Below are 21,464 nucleotides of genomic sequence, written 5' to 3'. Positions count from 1 at the left end.
CAGAATTTGTGTGTTTAAATTGAATTTGGGACGTTTTTTGGCTGCTTTTTAAATTATGCAGTTATAAAAATATAAGGTTTTTTTTGCCAAAATAACACTGAAAAAACTAAACTTTTAAACAGTAATTAATGTAATTACCTTGTTACTTTAATAATAATAAAAGTGCATTGCACCCATTGTAACAGTGTTTTATTATAATAGATTTGACTAACCCTTTAATTAAAATGAAAACATTATCAAGCAACCTGACATTCGAACAAAAGTTACAAGGCTTCATTATAGCAATAATTGGCATAGCCGCTATTGTTAACTATATAATCTAACCAATTATAAACCTGAATTGTAACCTAAGGGTGATGCCGCTCGGCTATCACCCTTTTTGTTTTATACTTTTTTGGCCGGTGCTATAGCTATTTTGTGGTTGTTGCGGTGTTATTTTTTTTATTTTAGCACCGCCCATGAAAACAAAGTTTTATTTTCTGATTTGCCTAATTGTTTTAAGTGTGGCTTTAGCCGCTTGCAAACACCAAATTGATGCTAAAATGTTGGTAGGCAAGTGGAATTATACTAAAGTAGAGAATCCTTATTCGGCCAATCCGCCCGATACAGTTTCGGCGCAGCAACTGGCCGATAAAAAACCATCTATCAGCTTATCCCCAAAAGGCGAATTATTAATGATTTGGGGTGGTAAAGTGCTTTCGCATGGCACCTATAAATTAGTTGAGGGTAGTATTAGTTATACCGAACAATTGCCCGATGGCAAAACCAGAATTTTTCCTTTCTGGATAAAAGAACTAACGGATAAACAAATAATTTTTGAGACCAGGGAAGACGACGCCGTCCGGGTAACCGCAAAAAAAGAATAGATGAAACAACAAAGAAAATCGGTTGCCATTGATATGGACAACGTTATAGCCGATATTGAAGAACAAGCCATTATTTGGTATGAACGGGAATTGGGCGTGCGTATACCCAAAGAAGCCATGCACGGAATCCCCGAAAAAGACGCCTTTCCCGACCAGGAAGCTCTGTTCCGATTTATACACGCGCCAGGCTTTTTCCGCACGGCACCAGTTATTGCCGGCGCAATTGAGGCTTTGCAAAGGCTGATGCTTAATTTTGATGTTTATATTGTATCGGCAGCCATGGAATTTCCGCTTTCGTTATACGAGAAGCACCAGTGGCTTGCAGAGCATTTTGCCTTTATCAGCTGGCACAATATTGTTTTTTGTGGAGATAAAAGTATAATCCATACCGATTATTTGATTGACGATCACCCAAAAAATCTGGATTTTTGCCGCGGCAAAGCTATTATGTTTACAGCCGGCCATAACCGCAACCATACCCAATACAACAGGGTTAATAGCTGGGCCGAAGCTATTGAATTGCTGGAAAGCGAATTATAAGCCCGTTAACTTACTTTAATAGCATACTGCTCGCTCACCGCCTGGTTTATAAACGTAGTTAAGCCTTTGCCCTTTTCGGCAAGGGCCTTCATTTGTTCAATGTTATCAACCCCGGCGCTTTGGTAGGTGTACAGGTAAATAGTGCCATCCAAAAACTTAACCTTAATACGGTCTTCGCCTATCTCATAAGCCAACACCCCAGAATTTACTGAGCTTTTGTAGCGCTGCATAATTGGTGAACAAAAATTGGTTTTATCGGTTTTTGCTAACTGGTTTAATTAAGTAACTAATAACTAAGCCAGAAATGTTTAATGAAAGTAGGCAATTTTTATCAAATAAAGTGTCAGGTTGAATATTATTGCAAACCAATTTTAATGTATTGATTTTGAAGCACTAAATTGCGATAAATAAAAGAGGCCCACCCGCAGGCAAGCCTTTTTATAATAAAAATCGGTTTAAATTTATTCGGCTATAATTTTAACGTCGATATTGCCACGTGTTGCTTTAGAGTAGGGGCAACCCTTGTGCGCTGCGTCGGCAAGTTTTTGAGCCTTATCCGTGTCAATACCGGGTATGTGGACGTGTAGTTCGGCAGATAGGGCGTAAGCCGTTTCACTCTCTTTATTAAAGCCAACATGCACATCAACAGTAGCTTCCGAGACATCAACACCGTCGCGCTTCCCAACCGAGCCAAGCGCGCCTAAGTAACAACTACCCCAGGCACCGGCAAACAACAGCTCGGGGTTTGCATAGCCATCCTCGCCTCCCATTTCTTTAGGGGCCTTCAGCTCCAAATCAATAACACCATCTGCCGATTTAATATGGCCATTGCGGCCACCTTTTGCTGTAACTACAGCGGTATATAATTTTTCCATTATCAATTACTTTTAATTTAATAAAGCAATTTTTGGCTAAGATGTTTGAGTTAATTGAAATTGTTGAGGGGCTTTATATAAATTGAAGTATAACGCAAACGAGATTAAAACCGGGATTACGTACGCATCATTTGTTGAAAACGCCCATGTTAATAACCCTTATTAAATTACTCAAAAAACAGCCAAAAACAACCCGAATCAATTTTTAACATGTTAATAATTAAGTAGTTATAGTTAATAACCTGTTGAAAAACCTTTCCGCCCAAAATTGAAAGCGAATAAAAAATACACGATATTAGTACCATCAGGAACGACGTGCTTTAAAAATCATTTTAAAATGCACACAAAACTTGGTACTTACCGCCAGGCTATGGCAAAGCGGTTATTAAAAACGGGAGCGCAGGTTGAAAAATTTGACTTCCGTTTTCTTTTTTTAATACGTTTGTGTTTTACACCATCAACTGTAATGTACTCATTAACTGCAAGTTGTTGTTTTTACTTATTGATGTTGATTTTTAAACCTGCCTTATTGTTATCAAAATTGAAACCTTAAAAAGTTATTGCCCGTATATAGGCTATATGCACCATTAATACTTTAAGCTATGTTTCAAATAATCGCTGTTTTTTCTCTTGTGTTAATCGTTTTTGTATATACCAACTTTGTTCAAACCGAAAAGGAAGACGAATGGTTATAGTACAAAATTAATACTGCGCAAATATTTGGCCGGTATTGCTTTTTTATGGGTATCTGAATTTTCGGGGCATATCCTCGTGCTGGGTATTTAAAATTCTATGTTCGGTATGTGTTTTAATGCTTTGCTGGCAATTATTTAAGGCGAAGTAGATATTAAAATAGTTGTTATAAATATGATATTTTAATAACTTGATTAAACCATTGCTATAATAAACCATCAAACAACAAAAAACAAACCGAAAATGAAAACCCGAATTTTTACGCTATTTGCCTCATGCTTTACATTGGTTTTTATGTTAAATACCTCGCTGGTGTTTTCGCAAGACATTGCGGCTACCATGAAAAGCAGAACGCCCGAAGAAAAGGCGCAGGGGCTTACCATGATTATGAAATCGAAACTAAATCTTGATTCGGCACAAACTACCAAAGTGCAGGCTATTAACCTTAAATACGCCATAAAAACCGACCCGATTATGAAGGGCGATGGCGGTAAGTTTGCTAAATTTAAACAGCTAAAAGAGATCCAAAAAGATAAAAACGCCGATTTAAAGGCCGTTTTTACGGCCGACCAATACCAACAATACCAAACTTTGCAGGAAGAGATGAAGGAAAAGATAAAAGAGAATATGAAAGAGCACAAGCAATCATAACATCTAAAAATAATAAAAAAAGGGATAGGCAAAATGGACTTGCCTATCCCTTTTTTATTGCCGTGTTAACTTAATTGCCGGCTAATAATGGGTTGTTTAATACACCCGTAAATAATATTAAACCTGTTTTTACTTCCCTGATAGCAAAAAAGAAAGGCCTGTCAATAGTGTTATTGGTTGGGGCGGGGGCGCCAACGCCAATTTCTACAGATGTTGCTGCTGCGGCTTCGGTACCATCTTCATTTACTTCTATAAATGTTTTGTGCTGCACTTTTGTTATTTGCAGGTTGCCGGTAGCGCTAATGCGCGTAAAATTGGCTAAAGGCGAAAAGGCGTTGCCCATACCAAGCCCAATTAAGGCATTATTAAGCGGGAGCCCATAGCTGAATTTGAATTTTGGGATATTGAGATTGCCATTATTTGCATGTAACTGTGATGTTAAAGATTGCCATTTAGCCGAATCTAAAGTGCTCACCAAACTTTGTACCGTTGTGGTGATGGGCATAATAATTACCATGTTAAATTTTTTGTTGTTATAGGGTAATTCAAAAACATGCACGTCATTATTAATATAGCTGTTATAATGTACCACACCGCTCATAAAATCGGTTTGAATGGTATTGTTGTTTGCCAGATAAAACGCCTGTTGGTGGGTTGAGGCCGGGTTGAAACGATTGTCCCAGGTGCCTTTAAAATAAAGTGCATTGATAAGATACATCACATCTAATGCATCGGTTTTGTCTACAAGATTTGGGATCTTACCATTGGTTTGGTCGCTCACCCACTGGTTCATCATATCTTTTGTAGCCGCCGCGCCAAAATCTACCGATTGTACTTTTGCCTGATACAGCGTGCTATTGGTTTGTGTAAACTGTGGCAAAACAGGTAATGTTTGGGTATACCAAACCGAATTAGCAACTTTTAAAATGGTGCCGGGGTCTACCTTGGGCAAGCCTGTTATAAGTTTGTTGTAATAGTTATTTACCTGGTCTGGTGTAAAACCATTAAAATTCATGGTGCTGTTAATATCGGTAAAGGTTTGGCCCGCGCTGCCATTGTTTGCCATGGCCATTGCAAAACTTACGCTCAAAGGCGATATCATCAGGTTATCGTTAAACGATGCATCTGCCGATACTTTTTTTAACAGTTTAAACGAAAATGAATTATCGGCTAAAACTTTTTGTTGTTCGGTAGTTGTGAGTTCCAAATCAACACCTTGTTCAACCGAAGGGTTGTTTTTTTTACATGCCGAAAACAACAATAATAAAAGGCACAAAGCAGGGAGTAAACTTTTGCGTATCATATAAACGTTTTTTTTACAGGTTTATTTAATAATACGCTTTGCCTTAAAAAAACGCTACAGTAATACGAAAAAATATTTTTGGACGCTTATATAAACCTTAAAACTAAGATTATTGATGTGGGTAAAACCTCGGCTAAAAAACCGAGGCTTTTTATTAGTTAAATAAGGAGCCAAAATTTTGGCCGCTACTATTTTGCAGCAAACAAAGTTTTATAATTATTGCGATAGTAGTAAGCTACAAACAAGTCGGCTAAAATTAAGGCTATAGACATTGGCAAGTTCGACGGGCCCAGGTAAGCATTAAACAGCGCGATGTTAATAAGAATAGGGAATATTACAACCGCAGCTAAGGTGTTATACCGCCCAATAACAAACAATAGGCCACAAACAAGTTCGATAGCTTTTACAATACTCATGATATGCACCAGGCTGATCCCCGTCATATAAGTTTTAACATCCGCTGATGGTACGGGTTCCTTCATTAAGTGAAAAAAATAAGATACTGAGGCAAACAAAAGCAGGGCACCAAGTAACGAACGTACAATAATGTAAGCGATTTTCATTTTTTTTTAATTTTATGATATGATTTAAAAAAGGTGGGTTTATTGCTGTTCGTTATAATCGTAATTTACCATCCACTGCATGCCAAATTTGTCTGTCCACATACCAAAATATGCGCCCCAAAAGGTTTTTTGCAAGGGCATGGTTACTTGTCCACCGGCAGATAGGCCATTAAAAAGCCTGTCAGCTTCGTCTTCACTTTGCGCACCCAGCGATAAAGAGTAGTTGTCGCCTAAAGTGTATTGCCCCTTCCCCATAGATGCAACAGCGTCGCTAGCCATTAAAATATTGCCGTTACCAATAGGCAGGCCAATATGCATTACTTTGTCCGCATCTTCGGGTCCTAAGTTGTCTGATCCGGAAATGTCTTTATACCGTTGTATCATTGTAAACTCACCGCCAAAAACAGACTTGTAAAAATTGAAAGCTTCCTCGGCATTACCCGGAAAAGTTAAGTAAGGGTGAATAATTGGCATAATTTATTTGGTTTAATATTTGGTTTTTAATTGTAGCTAAGTTATGATAATCATCTTGTTTTGATGCCTTTAAAGTCAATTTTAAGTGTATTTTGAGACAGCTTTTTTAATGTTTACAAATATTAATTATGGTGGGCATCAAACAACTTGTAATTTTAATAACCCGGCAATACCCGTTATCCCCGCGTTTAATACTGAAGACATGAAAGCGTTGCCGCGACATATTTTACCTGAAGATAAATTATGGATTGTTAGCCTTGTTGTTTCAATCAAAATAAAACGTTAATTTACAAAGCTTTAACGTATACTCATATACACCCAATATTATTTTGAACCTGCTTTTTAAATCAAATTAAAACTGAATGACTAAATTAACGCTGGTTTTTATCTCTTTGTTTGCATTTGCAACTGCTATAAAAGCACAATCAACAACATACCATGCCTTTAAAATTGATTTGGGTGCCGGAGTCGATCTGCTAAATGATAATGCCGCCACATTTACTTTTACTATTGAGCCCCATTACCGCCTTAGCGACGTATTTGCATTAGGCCTGAGGTTTCAAGGTGCGGTAAATGTCAGTCTGAAAAATAACGGCGGTGGCGTACACGCATACTCTTCAGATTGCCTAAGCGGCGATTATTACGTAACCGACGTAAAAAAAACAAGCATGCTGTTTATTGGCGGCGGTTTAGGCGTTTTTACACAATCGGACAATAACGGCGACAACCAGGTTGATAACTTTGGTTTTTTCCCAAGGGTAGGTGTCGAAACATCCCGTTTCCGGGGATCGTTAGAATACAACGTAACCGGCGGACTAAGAAATTATTTCTCCATTAATGCAGGCGTCTATTTTGGCGGCAGGCGCCGCTAACGTTGCTACGCTCAAAATAGTTACTGCAAGCAAGCCGTCAGTTTGGCCTTTTTACCTGTTATTAAATTTGCCCACCCGTTTTAATACTGATGCTATAAAATGTTTATTGTCTTCGCTTAGTGTATTTGTTTTTGTGCCATCGCTTAATTCGTAAATGATAGATCCGTTTTCACGTTGGGCAATTAGCTTTTCGCCGTCCATTTTAAACTCAATATAACTATCAGGCGACATACTTTTAATGCTCATGTTGTCATCGGCAAAAGCGATCTTACCATAGTAGCTCATTCGGGTTAAAACGCCATTATTATCATTTTGTATAACCACATGCTTGCCTTGCCTGCAAGCTGTTAGGGCTATAATTATAAAGGCAGCCAACAATATAAAGTTTATCTTTTTCATTTGTTTTATTTTATAACACAAAGATAAATAAAACATAGTACCATACAATACATAGTACTATTTATATTTGCTGAATGCCCTATTTTATTTACAAGAGGTTTCTTTTATGTTGTTTAAATTTATCTAATTTTAGCCCTATGAGCAAAGAGGTTAAAACCAGGGGCATTGGTAAACGTAAAATATTTGTACTTGATACGTCGGTTATTTTATACGACCATAATGCATTTCAAAACTTCCAGGAGCACGATGTTGCCGTGCCTATACAGGTTTTAGAAGAACTGGATAACATGAAAAACGGGAACGATAACCGCAACTTTGAGGCCCGTAGTTTTATACGCTTAATTGACGAATTTGCCAAAGGTAACCTCATTAGCCATTGGCTACCGTTAAACGGCACCAACAAGGGGCATTTTAAAATTGTTGTAGATAAAAAAACCGACACCGACGCCGTAGAGATATTTGGCGACGGCAAAGTTGATAACCGGATACTGAATGCCGCGCTAAGTTTGCAATATGAAAATCCCGACAAAAAAATTATCCTCGTATCAAAAGATATTTGTTTGAGGCTAAAAGCAAAATCGCTTGATTTGCATGCCGAAGATTATGAAACCGGTAAAATAAAAAACCTGGAGCAGCTTTATACCGGCAAGGCAATAGTTAACAAAGTTGCCGATACGCTACTTACCCAATTCTCAAAAAATGGAACCTTAAACGCCACCGACCTTGAAATTGGTAATTTTCAAAACAATCATTTTTACATACTGCATGGCAAACGCAAATCGGTTCCGGCATTTTATAATGGGCAAACCAAGCAGATTGAAGAAATTGTTGAGCAGCCTGTTTTTAATATCCATCCTAAAAATATGGAGCAGTCGTTTGCTATACATGCCTTGCTTAATCCCAATATAAAACTAGTAAGCATACAGGGCAATGCAGGTACCGGTAAAACGCTGCTGGCCCTTGCCGCCGCACTGGAACAGCGTAAAAACTTTAGGCAAATATTTGTTACGCGCCCAATTGTGCCGCTTAGTAATAAAGATATAGGTTTTTTACCGGGTGATGTAAAATCGAAGATAGACCCTTATATGGCTCCTATATGGGATAACCTCAAGTTTATTAAAGACCAGTTTAGTGATGATGAAAAGATGCAGTTTAAAATTGACGAACTTGTTGCCAACGATAAAATAGCCATTGCCCCCTTGGCTTTTATTAGAGGCCGCACTTTAACCAAAATATTTTTTATTGTAGACGAAGCCCAGAATTTAACACCCCACGAAGTTAAAACCATTATATCGAGGGCGGGAGAACACACCAAAATTGTATTTACAGGCGATATTTACCAAATAGACACGCCATACCTTGATGCCGAAAGTAACGGTTTATCATACCTTATAGATAAGGCAAAAAATCACCCCCTATACGCCCACATAACCTTGCAAAAAGGGGAGCGGAGCGAATTGGCCAATTTAGCTATCGAACTTTTATAGCGTATTGCCGCTTAAAAACATACACATCGTTATCAAAAATGGTGAGTATTTAATCAATCAAAGCGTCTGTTACTTTGGCAATATCGGCACTTACTTTGGTAATAAACTCTAATTGCTCTTTTAACAAATGAGCATCCAGTGTTACTTCGGGTTTTGGCGGTAACGTTTCTCCAACCGCAATGGGTATTTTAGGCGGTTCGGTTTGCACGGGTGTTACTTTTTTTGCGCTCTCAAATAAAATATTGATGGAGCGTTTAACCAGCTTTAAATTATCAGGCTGTGTGGTTTGTGGCTTATTAATCATTGCCGAAGCTATATTGGCTATATACGAAGTGAGGATATGATTGAGCACTACAAATTTATGTACTTCTTTAATATGCTGTTGCCGGCGTTTGGGTTCGGATGTCATCCTCTCAAAAGCGGCTGATAAATTTGCCGAATACACATACACGTCTTTACGGGCTAATTTATATTCGGTAGTATTAACATTTTTGCCCGATAACGATTCGGCCACCTTCATCAGGTAATTAATATTGGCTTGCAGTACGTCGTTAAGCGTAGTTTTTATCAATTCAAACTCCCAGGTAGGGAATATAATATAACTGGCTATAAAAGCTATTGCCGACCCTATAATGGTATCAATTATCCGCTCTTCAACAACATGGCCCACGCCTAAAAATTTAAAAAGTATCAGCACATAGGGCGTCATAAATATTACACTCACTATGTAATTAAGCCTTTGAAAGCTGTATGCCCCAATCATAAACAGCATTAAAATAACAAATTGCGCTGTGGTATTATTAACAAAGTACAAAACCAAAATACCCACCGCGCCGCCCGCAATAGTACCTAACAAACGCTGGTAATTGCGCTGCTTGGTAAGGCTGAAGCCAGGTTTTAAAATTACAATAATGGTGAGCAGTATCCAGTAGCTATGGTGCCCGTGCGTAACAGTTTTACTGGCAATAAAGCCAATTAAACACACCAAAGCTACCCTTAACGAATGCTTAAAAATAGACGAACTTAAGGTTAGGTTATCGGCATAAATGTGTTTGTCGTAATCCTGATGGGTAACAAATTTTGAATATTCAACTTCGGCCCGGTTCTCCAATAACTCAGCCGATTTGGAGTTGTAATATTTTGATATATTCACGATGGTTTTATCCATATCGCGAAGGTTAACGAGTATCTTTTTTAATACCAGGTTGCTAATTTCCTTTTCAACCACGGTAAGTTCATCTATTCGGGCCTTTAGCTTCTCTAATTCAGGTGCAATATTAACAGTGTCTTTATAGGTTAGATTTGCCTGTATGGCAAAACCCAAATTGTCCAACTCATCCGCAATGTGCGCTATTACGCGGGCAATATCGTTCAGAATTCCCGTCTTTTCAAATTTTTGGTGAATGGCTGCATAATCATAATGCGTAGCCATTATTTGTTCAAATAAATCAACCAGGTCCACAAAGGTTAGTACCAATATGCGGCTGGCATTGGTAGATTCCTTTACCACAAGGCGGCTTTTAAACAATAACTCCCTAACAGCATCCTGGTTGTGGCTAACCTGTATCTGCTGCGATACTACTTTGTGATAGTTATCTTCAATATTAGTTTCTGGCCGGTAAAAGTCGGCTTTAATGCGTAAAAATTTGGCAACATCCAGCATGTTTTCGCCCAGGGCTTGTTGTGCCGCACGATATGGCCTAATGCTAAAAAATGTTATGCTTAATAAAGTGTACCAAATGCTACCGGCAAGTATGGTTGCGCTGTAGCCCAGTATTTGTGCGGGTTGCAAAGCTTGTTCCATCATTAATATCATAATGAGCAAACAAGCCGTACCTACAGATGCTGCGCGGTTACCGTAAACCGAAAACATTGAAAAAAAGAAAGCGAATAACACAATCTCTATCCCCATTGTAAACACGTTTAGGCGGGCAAAACCTGTGGTAATGGCAACAATAAACATAAAGGCACTGCAAATAAGCATACCATTGCGTTTATGCATTACGGGGCCGGGGTTATCGGCACCGCTTACGCAGAGGGCACCAAGCGAAAGCGTTAGGCCGGTTGCCAATAATCCAAATTGAGCCAGCACCAGCGATGGCAATAAAACTCCCAACGAAATACGCAATCCATCAGAAAAGTACTGACTGAAAAAAAAACTTTGTATTTCTCGGGTGTGGCGCTTCATCATTAATCAGTGCGCTAATATAGCCAAGTAATATTTAACCCAAAACAACATATCGTAATTGCAATGTAATACATACCATACCTATTTACTGGGTTTTTTTATAATTAAATAGGGTTAATTCAGCTAATTTGCCTATTTTCAGCCCTTGGGTAGGTAATTGAGTTATTACGTTATTGGTTATTAAGGTAACTAAGATAATAGCCCAATAATTAACAAGTTGCTAAGTTGTTTAGGTAACAACATCACAACTCAATTACCTAACTACGCAACTCAATAACTTAACAACTCAATAACTAAAATATCATCAATCAAACCAACAAAAAATCTATGACCTCGGTTTTAAAACTTAGTCAAAAAGAAACAGCTTTTAATCAGGAAGTTGTTACCCGTTTTGAATTATACAACAGCTTATTCCTTACGCTTCCTTTTTACCAGGTTAAGGATACCGGTATATTGCTACCCTTTTTTAGTTCGCACTGCGAACATGGGGCCGCCGAGCAGCTTGCACCACTGGAAATTATACGAAGCTTTTTTGAAAAGTATGTGCCCGATATTGATCGTGAGGAACGCTTGAACCGTTTGTTCCGTTTTATACAATATATTGAACGGCAGGTTGTATTGTTTGATTCGATTGAAGACGCTGCCTTTAACAAACTTGGCCATAACGACGATGGTGGCGGCACCATACAAGGCTTGTTACAGCAAGCCCAAAGCCGCGACGATATGCGTAAAACCATTGGCGAAAAGTTAAACAAATTTTGTTTAAGGCTGGTGCTAACTGCACACCCAACGCAGTTTTACCCCGGTCCGGTTTTAGGTATCATGACCGATTTAAGCGAGGCCCTAAAACACGATGATATTAATACCGTTAACCTGTTGTTACAGCAATTAGGTAAAACTCCTTTCTTTAATAAAACATCGCCAACCCCGGTTGACGAAGCTGTTAGCCTGGCCTGGTTTTTAGAAAACATATTTTACAATGCCGCAGCCTCTATACAAGCAAAGGTTGACGACCAGTTTGATGGCGACGGCGAACACCAGGTTATTGAATTAGGCTTTTGGCCCGGAGGCGACCGCGACGGTAATCCTAATGTTTCGTCAAAAAGCACTCAGGAAGTAGTTGTTCACCTGCGGAGGTCTATTTTTAGGTGTTATTACCGCGAGTTTAAAGAGATGAAAAAACGCATCAGCTTTCGCGGAGTTACCAAGGCGATGAATAAGCTTGATGAAATATTTTATCAAAACGCTTTTAACGCGAGCGATAAACCTCAAAACCAAAAAGCCGAAATACTGCAAAACCTGCTTACCGTTAAAGATGTATTGGAGAAAGACCATTACTCGCTGTTTGTAAACCTTGTTGATAGCATGATACGCAAGGTTAAGCTGTTTGGCTGTTACTTTGCCACTTTAGATATACGGCAAGATAGCCGTGTGCTACGCAATGTATATAAGTACTGCACCGATAATAGTTCGTTAAAAAGTGCGGATAGCAGCAAGTATTTTGATTTAGACGAGGCCGGCAAACTGAAAGCCATCCAATTTACCGAGATCAACTACAGCCCGTTAGACGATGCCGACGATATGGTAAAAGATACCCTGCAAACCATCAGGCTGATGAAAGATATTCAGCTATCCGGTGGCGAAAAGGCTTGCCAGCGTTTCATCATCAGCAATTGCCAGCAAGCATCAGATATATTGCAACTTATCAACCTGTTTTTATGGTCGGGATGGAAAAAAGAGCAACTCAGTGTTGATTTTATGCCACTGTTTGAAACCGTAAACGATTTAGCTAACGCTGCCGATGTAATGGAGCTTTTGTACACTCATCCGTTTTACAAAGAGCATTTGCAACGCCGCAACAACAAGCAAACCATCATGCTTGGCTTTTCTGATAGTACTAAAGATGGTGGCTACTTAATGGCAAATTGGTCGATATACAAAGGCAAAGTTGAACTTACCGCTATGGCCTTAAAATATGGAATCGAACTGGCGTTTTTTGATGGGAGAGGAGGGCCGCCGGCCCGTGGCGGCGGTAAAACGCACCGTTTTTACTCATCAATGGGTAAAGAAATAGCTAACGATAATATTCAGCTCACTATTCAGGGCCAAACTGTTAGCTCCTTATATGGCTCGCAGGATACTGCCGTGTTTAATATGGAGCAGTTGGTTAACGCCGGCATCGTATCGGCTATGAACCCCAATGTTAACGATTTATTGGACGACAGCCATAAAAATATGATTTCGGACATGGCCGAAGCCAGCCACAAAAAGTTTATGGCCTTGCGCGAGCATCCTTTGTTTTTAAAGTATCTCGAAAAAATGAGTCCGCTTAAACTCCTGTCCAACATTAACATCAGCAGCAGGCCAACCAAGCGTAACGCCAATTCGGAGTTAAAGCTTGAGGATTTGCGCGCCATTAGCTTTGTAACGGCATGGAGCCAGTTAAAACAAAATATACCGGGCTTTTATGGTGTAGGCACTGCATTAAAAAAGATGAAAGACGATGGCCATTGGGATGGTTTAAAAGATTTGTATGCTAAATCGGGATTCTTTAAAACGATGATAGATAATTGTATGATGTCGATGTCTAAGTCCGACTTCCGTATCACCGCTTACCTGGCCAGCGATGAAACATTTGGCGATTTTTGGAAGATGCTGAAAGACGAATTTGACTTAACAAGCGAATTGCTTTTAACCTTAACCGGCTCAACTGTGCTGATGCAGGAATATCCCGTTGAAAGAAAGTCCATCGCCATACGCGAAAAGATAGTATTACCGCTGGTTATTTTGCAACACTTTGCCTTGCAGCAACTTAACACCTTACCGCCCGACGATAAATTTTATGCCGTTTATAACAAACTGATAGTACGCACAGTTTATGGCATTGTTAATGCAGGCCGCAACTTAGCTTAATACTATTTTACGCAAACGAAATGCTTTTTGGGATAAAAATTGAGCGCCATATGTATAATATTTATTAGTTTTGCCAAATACAATAATTAACATCAATGAAAATCCAATCACTTAGTTTTATTATGCTGGCCGTTTTGGCTACTGCATCAATACAATCATGCAGTCCGGATAGGGCCAAGGCTTATAACAACCGTACTAATGTTGACCCCAATGGCTTAGCCTTTATACAAGGTGCTCACGAAGGCGGATTAACAGAAATTGAAGCTTCAAAAATTGCGTTGAAAAACTCAACTAATAAAGAGGTTACCGATTTTGCCGCAATGCTGATTAAAGATCATTCGGAAGCCGGAGTTGAAATTGATACGCTTGCCGATCACAAATATGTTTACCTTAAACCACAGGTTAACAAAGAGCATACCGAATTATTGGATAGCCTGGCTACCAAAACCGGTGCTGCTTTTGATAAGGCATACATAGAAATGATGGTTAAGGATCATGAAGAAGCTAAGGAGCTTTTTGATGGCGGAAAAGAAAGTACTTATACCGATATTCGCGAGATAGCTGATAAAATAGCCCCTAAAATAGACGACCATTTAAAAACTGCAAAATCTATCCAGGCGTCTTTAAAATAGTAAATACTATAAAAGCCTTATTGCCAAAGGGAAGCTCATAAAACAGCTTCCCTTTTTTTGTTAACTGTATATTAATAACAGCATCTGTACAAACAAATGGGCCCAAATTTTATTTCATAGTAAACATTGCTATGAGTAAAACCATCATTATATCAAACAGGCTGCCTGTAAAAATTACCGGAAACGAGGGCAACTACAGCCTTGAACCCAGTGAAGGCGGGTTAGCTACCGGTTTAGGCTCAATATATAAACAAGGCGATAACGTTTGGATAGGATGGCCCGGCGTAGACGTGGCCGAAGAGCAACAACCAGATATTACCCATAAACTTCGCGATTTAAGTTTAATGCCCGTTTACCTATCGCAAGAAGAAATTAATGAGTACTACGAAGGTTTTTCTAACGAAGTGCTTTGGCCTGTATTTCACTACTATGCATCAACATACGCCAGCTACAAACAAAGCAACTGGCAGTTTTACCAACAGGTTAATAAAAAATTTAGAGATGTTGTTTTAAGAATATTGGAGCCCGGCGATATTGTTTGGGTTCACGATTATCAATTGCTTTTATTACCCGGACTAATTAGAAACGAACGGCCCGATGTTTCAATCGGGTTCTTTTTACATATCCCGTTCCCCTCATACGAAATGTTTAGGCTTATACCCTGGCGCGCCGAATTGCTTGATGGTATCCTCGGTGCCGATTTAATTGGCTTTCATACCTTTGATGATGCCCGGCATTTTATGAGCGCGGCTACAAGGCTGCTGCCGGTAAGGTCGTCGTCAAATATTATCAATACCGGCGACCGGTCTATCGTTGTAGAATCGTTCCCGATGGGTATCGATAGCGAAAAATATGCTGCCCTAACCAAAGCACCCGAAGTGCTGGAGCAGGTTAAACTTTTAAAACATAATTTCAAAGGTCTGCAAATCATCCTGTCTGTTGATAGGCTCGATTACAGCAAGGGCATATTGCAGCGTCTACAGGCTTTCGAAATGTTATTAAAAACCTATCCCGAATACAAAGAGAAAGTATCGCTCTACATGATTGTGGTGCCATCGCGCGATACCGTTCCCCAGTATAAAGAACTGCGCGACCAAATAGATAAACGCGTAGGTAATATTAACGGCTTGTACCGTACCATGGATTGGAACCCGATACATTATTATTATCGCTCTTTTCCTATCGAAACGCTATCGGCACTGTACCATATTGCCGATGTTTGCCTGGTTACACCCATGCGCGATGGTATGAATTTGGTTAGTAAAGAGTTTGTAGCCAGCCGTACTAAAAACGACGGGGTACTTATATTAAGCGAAATGGCAGGCGCATCTAAAGAGCTTACCGAAGCCATCATAGTAAACCCTAACAATATGGTTGAGGTATGCAGCGCCATTGTTGCTGCCCTCAACATGATTCCCGACGAAAAGAAGCGCCGGATGGTACAGTTGCGCAGTATGGTTTCTAAATTTAATGTAAACCATTGGGTTAAGCTTTTTATAAATAAACTGGCCGAGGTTAAAGAGATGCAACTTGCTATGCGAACCAAGCATGTAAGTTATAAAACCGAGCAGCACATCAAAGATCAATTTGCCAATGCTACCAAACGCCTTATATTTTTAGATTACGATGGCACGCTTGTTAACTTTAAAGCCACCGCCGAGCAAGCTATACCCGATAAAGACCTTTACGACCTGCTGGATAAACTAACAGCCGACCCTGCAAACCACGTTGTTTTAATTAGTGGCCGTAAGCACGAAAATTTAAACGATTGGTTTAGCCACACCCAAACAGATTTAGTTGCCGAACACGGTGCATGGACTAAGTATAAAGGGCAAAAATGGCACCGCATACCCGGCCTTACCGACCAATGGAAGCCCGACGTGATGCAAATTTTAGAAAGTTATGTAGACCGTACACCGGGATCATTTATCGAAGAAAAAACGTATTCGCTGGTATGGCATTTTCGCAAAGTGGAAGATGGCTTGGGCGAATTACGGTCGAACGAGTTAATGAGCAACCTAAAATACCTTGTTTTAGATAAGGGCCTGCAAATATTACCCGGCGATAAAGTTATTGAGGTGAAAAACATGGAAATAAATAAAGGAAAAGCCTCGCTTACCTTACTTGCTAATCAGGATTATGACCTGATTATGGCCCTTGGCGACGACCATACCGACGAAGATATTTTTAAAGCCCTGCCACCCGAAGCGATAACAATTAAAATAGGCAGCAATAACTCCGCTGCCAAATACTACCTGCGCAACCCTTTCGAGGTTCGCCGTTTGTTACGCTCATTAACTCAATTGGGAGCATAAACTTTAAACGGCAACCTCTTCAACCAGCATGTTGTAATGCTGTAAAATATCATCGGGTATTTTTACCGCTTTGCCGGTAATCATATCAATCATAACAAAATCAAACCATCCGTCGCAACTGGTTTTGTCGTTAGTTTTATTGGTTATCATAAATCTTACACGGCAACCGCGGTCGTCAATAGTTTCTATGCTTGTTTTCACAATAAAATAGTCGCCCAGCACCAGTGCGCGTTTGTAGTTAATATGTACCGCCTTTACAACCCAACCAAAGCCGCGCTCCATAAACTTCTCCATCGACATGCCATAGCAAACGTCCATCTGGTCGTAGCGGGCTGCCAGCACATAATCCAGGTATTTACTGTTATGTACATGCCTAAACATATCAATATCATCAGGACGCACCCTTAATTCGCTTTCAAAAGTTTTATAAATGGTTGTATGTGGCATGTTGCAAATATAGTAATTGCTTGTTTCAATTGACAAACACACTACAATGGTTAGTGTTTCAAAAAAACGCTGAGTATTTAACCTTATAATGGCACAAATCAGGCTTTGTAAGCTTATCTCTTTTGCTAAAGGAGATTCTTAATTTCAACAAAAGCGATACTTTGCAATATAAATTACAGTAAAATATCGATTTTGTTACCAACTTTATAAAGTTTTAAGGTTTTTAATTTAAAAATAGCAATCACTTAATTTTACATATTGTTAAAAATACACTATCTAAACCGAGTTAAATTAATAATTGCAAAGAAAACAGTAATTTGTTATGAAATTATCATAAAAATTCATTTTTATTTGAATATATGTTAATTCAGCCTTACTTTTGTTATGTAATTAAAATTTTAAACATTTAATTTAAGAGTCATGAAAAAGATATTAGTAACTGCTATATTATTCTCGAGTTTATCAATAGGTGTTTTTGCTGCCGATGGTGGTAAAAAGAAAGATGCATCAAATTCCGAAGCTGTATCGTATACAGTTTTAAATCAGTTTGCCTATGATTTTAAAGATGCTAAAGATATTGTTTGGAAAGTTGATGCCAACTGCCAAAAAGCTGACTTTATTTCTAACGGACAAAAATATACTGCTTTTTATTCGGTAACCGGCGAGTACATGGGCATTACCCGCGCCATCACCATTACCAGTATTCCTGCTGCAGCTCAAAAAGAAATAGCCACTCAATATGCCGGTTACCAGGTAGGCGAAGTTATTGAACTACAGCCTAAAGCAACAAGCACATCTGCACTGGAGCCTTATGCATCATCAAATGCAGACGAAACTAAAGTTTTCTTTGTTGATCTGAAAAACGAAAAAGAAGAGATTTTAGTTAAGGTTAATTCTAATTCCGATGTTTATTTTTTCAAACAAGTAAAATAATTTATCCCGTAAAGTAATAATAAGAGCTGGTCGTTTTGTCCGGCTTTTTTTTTGTTAAAACTATCAGTTGTTGCGTTGTCGGCGAGGTAAACGGGATAACAGTATTATCGTAATACCTGTATAGGTATGCAGGCAACGGCTGTCTGCAATTTACCGCAGTGCGCAAACTAAAACCCGGGCTGGGTGGCTAAAGCGCGATGGTGTACCGCAAGTAACCCCACTCACTAAAAATAAGTAATTGCAGCATGCGGCTTGTAAAAAAATGAGCTTATGGTAGGGGAGTGCCACAAGGAAGAAAATCATTTATGAATTGGTGCCAATTTAACATCGGTGATGATTGTCGCTCCCGCTACAGTATTTTTTTTGACGTAAATGCAAACAAATTTTCTTTCCAGTTTCGCTTGCTTTAATAGTTCAAGTTTTTCGTTGGCTTTTGGCTCTTTTAAATTCATGATATAAACTGCCGCCGACTGTGCAAAACCAACTGCGGCAATGGTATCGCCCTGAATACGAATTACGGCTGGTTGAAAATAGCATCCAAAAAGAACATTAGGTTGCGTTGTTTGACCACTTACAACCTTGGTAACGAACAATATGGCCATCATGCTAATAAAACTGAATGCTATTTTTACTATTTTCATGATTTAAATTTAGTATTTGTAAAACTAATTTATTAAAAAGAATGCTCATTAATGAGTATTAAGCCAAAAAAAATAATTTATTTTAATTGGAAGTTGTTATCGAGGCTGTGGCTTATGAAAAGTTTGAGGTATTTGATATTACACAAAGCCACCAACCACCGGCTGGCAGATACCAACAGCAGCAGCTATTGCAGTGCGCTGTGATAAAAAAACACATATCCTATAATTAATATTATGTTAAGTAACTTCATTCAATAAAAGCCCGAATTACCGGGCTCCTATTTGTTTATTTATTGCCTGCTCTTAAAGCATCTAATTTCTTTTGCATCAAATTAGCATTTACAGCATCTTTTTTACCCAAGTAAACCTTTTTTAAAGCATCAATCGGGTCTTCTTCTTTTGGTTGCTCAGCAGTAGCTTTTTCTAAATACGGCTTAGCTTTATCAAAATATACAATTGCTTGTTTAGATAATAAATCGTATTGAGCCTGGCTGGCTTTGGGGTTTGATTTGCTTATAGGCATTGTATTTGCTTTGTTAAACAAATCTATACCTTGGTTAAGGTATGATAATCCCATATTCAAATTAGCATCGTAATAATCCGGATCGATAATTAAAGCCTTTCCAAATTGGTCTGCTGCCTTATCATACGATTTTTCTTGCAGCAAAATGTAACCCTGGTAATAGTATAAGCTCTTATTTTTAGGGTCTACCTCAATAGCCTTATCCAATTTATCACCTAATTCTTTAACACGGCCTTTTTGTAGGTAAAGCTGTATTTCACGGTTACGCAAACTGGCGTTTGCTGGGTATTTAGCAACCGCTTCTGATACTATTTTCATAGCACCGGCGGTATCTTTATTTAACATATAAACCTGCACCAAATCGCCGTAAATATTTGCTTTGCCGGTGTACGGTGTAGCTAAAAGGTTAGTGTATAACTTAATTGTTTCGGGGTACTTTTTTGAGTTTAACGCCGATAAGCCGGTGTAAAATATGGCGTTGGTATCTTCGGGCATCACGGTTCTGTAATAATCAAAAGATTCGTAAGCGCCATTATAGTTACCTTTTTGGTATTGCCTAACACCCTTATTAAAGGTGTACTGAGCAAGGGTTCTGTACGAATCCTCAATCTGTTTCTTGTTCTCCCCTTTTGTATCCAGTTCTTTTGCTTTTTTCAAAGCTTCATCGGCAGTAATAAACAAAGGTGTCGATCTGCTTGCTACGGTATCATTTAAAGCTAATGCTGCGTAAATTTCACCTTTAACGGTGTAAGTAAGCGGCAAGCCCGATGTTTTGGGGTGTACAGCGGCCTTGTCTATTAAATCTTTAGCTGTTGTTAAGCTTGGGAGTGCTAATTTAGGCGAAGCCCTTAACCCATCGTATTTGGTAAAAGCATCTTGTGCATCTCTAAGCACATCTTTCTGCGCAAAAACGGCAGTTACCGAAACAAGTGATAATAAGCCTGTTATCAGAAATTTAATTTTCATTGTCAATTATTTTAGTGGTTATTATTAATGCATCGCTAAAATGCATTTTTTATTTCAATTGGTTAACTGGTTTAATTTATTATTTACCTTTTTCAGCTGAGTTTGATCGCCCGTTTGCAAATATAGCATTTGTAGTGCTTTTAAACACGTTTCGCTATTGGGGGCCATTTCGCTCGCCTTTTCGAGCCAGTTTTGCGATTGATTTATACAAACCTGGTATTGCTCAGGTTTGTTTTGATGCAGGGCTTTTTTTAAATAAAGCAATCCCAGGTTAAAAATCGGATCGTAGTTATTGTTGTTAATGTCAATCACCTGGTGATACAGTTGCTCTGCCCTATCCGGGTCGTTCAAATGGTCGTAGCAATTGGCGGCCATAAAAATAACATTCGGGTCGTTAGGTGCAATTGTCATCAGGTTATTAAGCACCGGCTTTAACAGGTCGTAATTTTTTTGATTGTTGTAAATATTTGCTTCCTCAGATAGTAAATATTTATCACCCGGATACTCGTCTAATCCTTGTTGTATAATTTGTAGGCTCCTTGTAGTATCGCCCAGTGTTTTATAAACATTTGCTGCAGTTTGTATGTGTTCGAGGCGCGGTTTTTTTAGCATTAAAACCGTATCGTAATAAGCCACAGCAGTTTTGTAATTGCCTAACTTATAATAAATATTGGCCAGATAAACATTAATTTCTTTAGCGGCAGGCACATACCTTTTGGCTATATTAAAATTTGATATAGCAAGGCGGTAATTGTTTTTGGTATAATAATCAAACGCTTTACGCTGATATACATTGGCCAGGCAGCCCTTACTGTAATTCATTTCGAGGTTGTACCTGTATATTTTGCGCATGTGCAATAACCTGTTTACAAGCTTTGTGGTTTGTAACAGCATGGTATCGGGCAGGTTAAGCTTGTTTACCGAATCGATATTAAGAATGGTGGCATAAACCATTGCCTTGTACACATTTTTACCCATGTCCACGCTATCCGAATGGGTTTTGAAAGTTGCATCGACCGATTTTTTTGAATCGCCCAAATATTTCACATCGTTTTTTTTATGGTACAGGGCCAGGTTGTTAATTACATCCTTCATCGCCTCGGACTGTGCCCTGGCAATAAAGGATGTAAAACAAATACATGCGATCAGTAAAGTTATTTTACGGATTAACATAACCTAAAAT

General features: G+C 38.8%; 20 protein-coding genes. 9 read left to right on the top strand and 11 right to left on the bottom strand.

Features of this window, described 5'->3' with window-relative positions; genetic code table 11:
• Positions 1–458: 458 nt before the first annotated feature.
• On the top strand, positions 459–866 hold the full coding sequence (locus BDD43_RS19905; protein ID WP_121199323.1) for a hypothetical protein: 408 nt from the start codon (positions 459–461) through the stop codon (positions 864–866).
• Positions 867–1,406: a 5' nucleotidase, NT5C type gene (locus BDD43_RS19900; protein WP_121199322.1), complete on the top strand. Its 540-nt coding sequence runs from the start codon at positions 867–869 to the stop codon at positions 1,404–1,406.
• Between the two features lie 5 nt (positions 1,407–1,411).
• On the opposite strand, the gene BDD43_RS19895 is transcribed toward BDD43_RS19900, so the two are convergent.
• The gene (locus BDD43_RS19895) at positions 1,412–1,636 is read right to left on the bottom strand and encodes a hypothetical protein (protein WP_121199321.1); all 225 of its coding nucleotides are present in this window, start codon (positions 1,634–1,636) and stop codon (positions 1,412–1,414) included.
• 231 nt (positions 1,637–1,867) lie between these two features.
• Positions 1,868–2,281 (bottom strand): organic hydroperoxide resistance protein, encoded by a 414-nt coding sequence (locus tag BDD43_RS19890; protein WP_121199320.1) that lies wholly within the window; start codon positions 2,279–2,281, stop codon positions 1,868–1,870.
• Between the two features lie 936 nt (positions 2,282–3,217).
• On the opposite strand from BDD43_RS19890, the gene BDD43_RS19880 reads away from it, so the two are divergent.
• The gene (locus tag BDD43_RS19880) at positions 3,218–3,625 is read left to right on the top strand and encodes a hypothetical protein (RefSeq protein WP_147425689.1); all 408 of its coding nucleotides are present in this window, start codon (positions 3,218–3,220) and stop codon (positions 3,623–3,625) included.
• Between the two features lie 70 nt (positions 3,626–3,695).
• Here the strand turns inward: BDD43_RS19880 and BDD43_RS19875 are convergent, their stop codons facing one another.
• From BDD43_RS19875 to BDD43_RS19865, 3 genes are all read right to left on the bottom strand, one after another.
• On the bottom strand, positions 3,696–4,928 hold the full coding sequence (locus tag BDD43_RS19875; RefSeq protein WP_121199317.1) for a serpin family protein: 1,233 nt from the start codon (positions 4,926–4,928) through the stop codon (positions 3,696–3,698).
• Between the two features lie 188 nt (positions 4,929–5,116).
• Positions 5,117–5,491 (bottom strand): DoxX family protein, encoded by a 375-nt coding sequence (locus tag BDD43_RS19870; protein WP_121199316.1) that lies wholly within the window; start codon positions 5,489–5,491, stop codon positions 5,117–5,119.
• A gap of 39 nt (positions 5,492–5,530) precedes the next feature.
• Positions 5,531–5,965: a VOC family protein gene (locus BDD43_RS19865; RefSeq protein ID WP_121199315.1), complete on the bottom strand. Its 435-nt coding sequence runs from the start codon at positions 5,963–5,965 to the stop codon at positions 5,531–5,533.
• 362 nt (positions 5,966–6,327) lie between these two features.
• On the opposite strand from BDD43_RS19865, the gene BDD43_RS19860 reads away from it, so the two are divergent.
• Positions 6,328–6,837, top strand: coding sequence for a hypothetical protein (locus tag BDD43_RS19860; protein WP_121199314.1), 510 nt, complete (start codon positions 6,328–6,330; stop codon positions 6,835–6,837).
• A 51-nt stretch (positions 6,838–6,888) separates the two neighbouring features.
• On the opposite strand, the gene BDD43_RS19855 is transcribed toward BDD43_RS19860, so the two are convergent.
• Positions 6,889–7,236, bottom strand: coding sequence for a hypothetical protein (locus BDD43_RS19855; RefSeq protein WP_147425688.1), 348 nt, complete (start codon positions 7,234–7,236; stop codon positions 6,889–6,891).
• 137 nt (positions 7,237–7,373) lie between these two features.
• Here BDD43_RS19855 and BDD43_RS19850 point away from each other — a divergent pair, with 137 nt between their 5' ends.
• Positions 7,374–8,723 carry a PhoH family protein gene (locus BDD43_RS19850; protein ID WP_121199312.1) on the top strand — a complete coding sequence of 450 codons (1,350 nt, stop codon included), beginning with the start codon at positions 7,374–7,376 and terminating at the stop codon, positions 8,721–8,723.
• A 49-nt stretch (positions 8,724–8,772) separates the two neighbouring features.
• Here the strand turns inward: BDD43_RS19850 and BDD43_RS19845 are convergent, their stop codons facing one another.
• Positions 8,773–10,914: an FUSC family protein gene (locus BDD43_RS19845; protein ID WP_246001673.1), complete on the bottom strand. Its 2,142-nt coding sequence runs from the start codon at positions 10,912–10,914 to the stop codon at positions 8,773–8,775.
• A gap of 324 nt (positions 10,915–11,238) precedes the next feature.
• On the opposite strand from BDD43_RS19845, the gene BDD43_RS19840 reads away from it, so the two are divergent.
• The 3 genes from BDD43_RS19840 to BDD43_RS19830 all read left to right on the top strand — a co-directional run bounded on the left by BDD43_RS19840 (position 11,239) and on the right by BDD43_RS19830 (position 16,771).
• Positions 11,239–13,824 carry a phosphoenolpyruvate carboxylase gene (locus tag BDD43_RS19840; RefSeq protein WP_121199310.1) on the top strand — a complete coding sequence of 862 codons (2,586 nt, stop codon included), beginning with the start codon at positions 11,239–11,241 and terminating at the stop codon, positions 13,822–13,824.
• Between the two features lie 95 nt (positions 13,825–13,919).
• Entirely contained in the window at positions 13,920–14,456 is a 537-nt protein-coding gene (locus BDD43_RS19835) for a DUF4142 domain-containing protein (RefSeq protein WP_121199309.1), read from the top strand.
• Between the two features lie 131 nt (positions 14,457–14,587).
• A complete protein-coding gene (locus BDD43_RS19830) occupies positions 14,588–16,771 on the top strand; it encodes a bifunctional alpha,alpha-trehalose-phosphate synthase (UDP-forming)/trehalose-phosphatase (protein ID WP_121199308.1) in 2,184 nt (727 codons plus the stop codon).
• Positions 16,772–16,774: 3 nt separating this feature from the next.
• On the opposite strand, the gene BDD43_RS19825 is transcribed toward BDD43_RS19830, so the two are convergent.
• Entirely contained in the window at positions 16,775–17,218 is a 444-nt protein-coding gene (locus tag BDD43_RS19825) for an acyl-CoA thioesterase (RefSeq protein WP_121199307.1), read from the bottom strand.
• A gap of 420 nt (positions 17,219–17,638) precedes the next feature.
• Here BDD43_RS19825 and BDD43_RS19820 point away from each other — a divergent pair, with 420 nt between their 5' ends.
• A complete protein-coding gene (locus BDD43_RS19820; protein WP_121199306.1) occupies positions 17,639–18,151 on the top strand; it encodes a hypothetical protein in 513 nt (170 codons plus the stop codon).
• 299 nt (positions 18,152–18,450) lie between these two features.
• On the opposite strand, the gene BDD43_RS19815 is transcribed toward BDD43_RS19820, so the two are convergent.
• The 3 genes from BDD43_RS19815 to BDD43_RS19805 form a co-directional block, all read right to left on the bottom strand.
• Positions 18,451–18,792, bottom strand: a complete 342-nt coding sequence (locus tag BDD43_RS19815; RefSeq protein WP_121199305.1) for a hypothetical protein — start codon at positions 18,790–18,792, stop codon at positions 18,451–18,453.
• A 286-nt stretch (positions 18,793–19,078) separates the two neighbouring features.
• A complete protein-coding gene (locus BDD43_RS19810; RefSeq protein ID WP_121199304.1) occupies positions 19,079–20,281 on the bottom strand; it encodes a tetratricopeptide repeat protein in 1,203 nt (400 codons plus the stop codon).
• A gap of 54 nt (positions 20,282–20,335) precedes the next feature.
• On the bottom strand, positions 20,336–21,454 hold the full coding sequence (locus tag BDD43_RS19805; protein ID WP_121199303.1) for a tetratricopeptide repeat protein: 1,119 nt from the start codon (positions 21,452–21,454) through the stop codon (positions 20,336–20,338).
• Positions 21,455–21,464 lie beyond the last annotated feature (10 nt).

The organism is Mucilaginibacter gracilis (assembly GCF_003633615.1).
In the GTDB taxonomy this organism is placed as follows: Bacteria; Bacteroidota; Bacteroidia; order Sphingobacteriales; family Sphingobacteriaceae; genus Mucilaginibacter; species Mucilaginibacter gracilis.
Note: the sequence above shows the minus strand (reverse complement) of the source record. Positions and strands in the feature narration are given on the sequence as shown.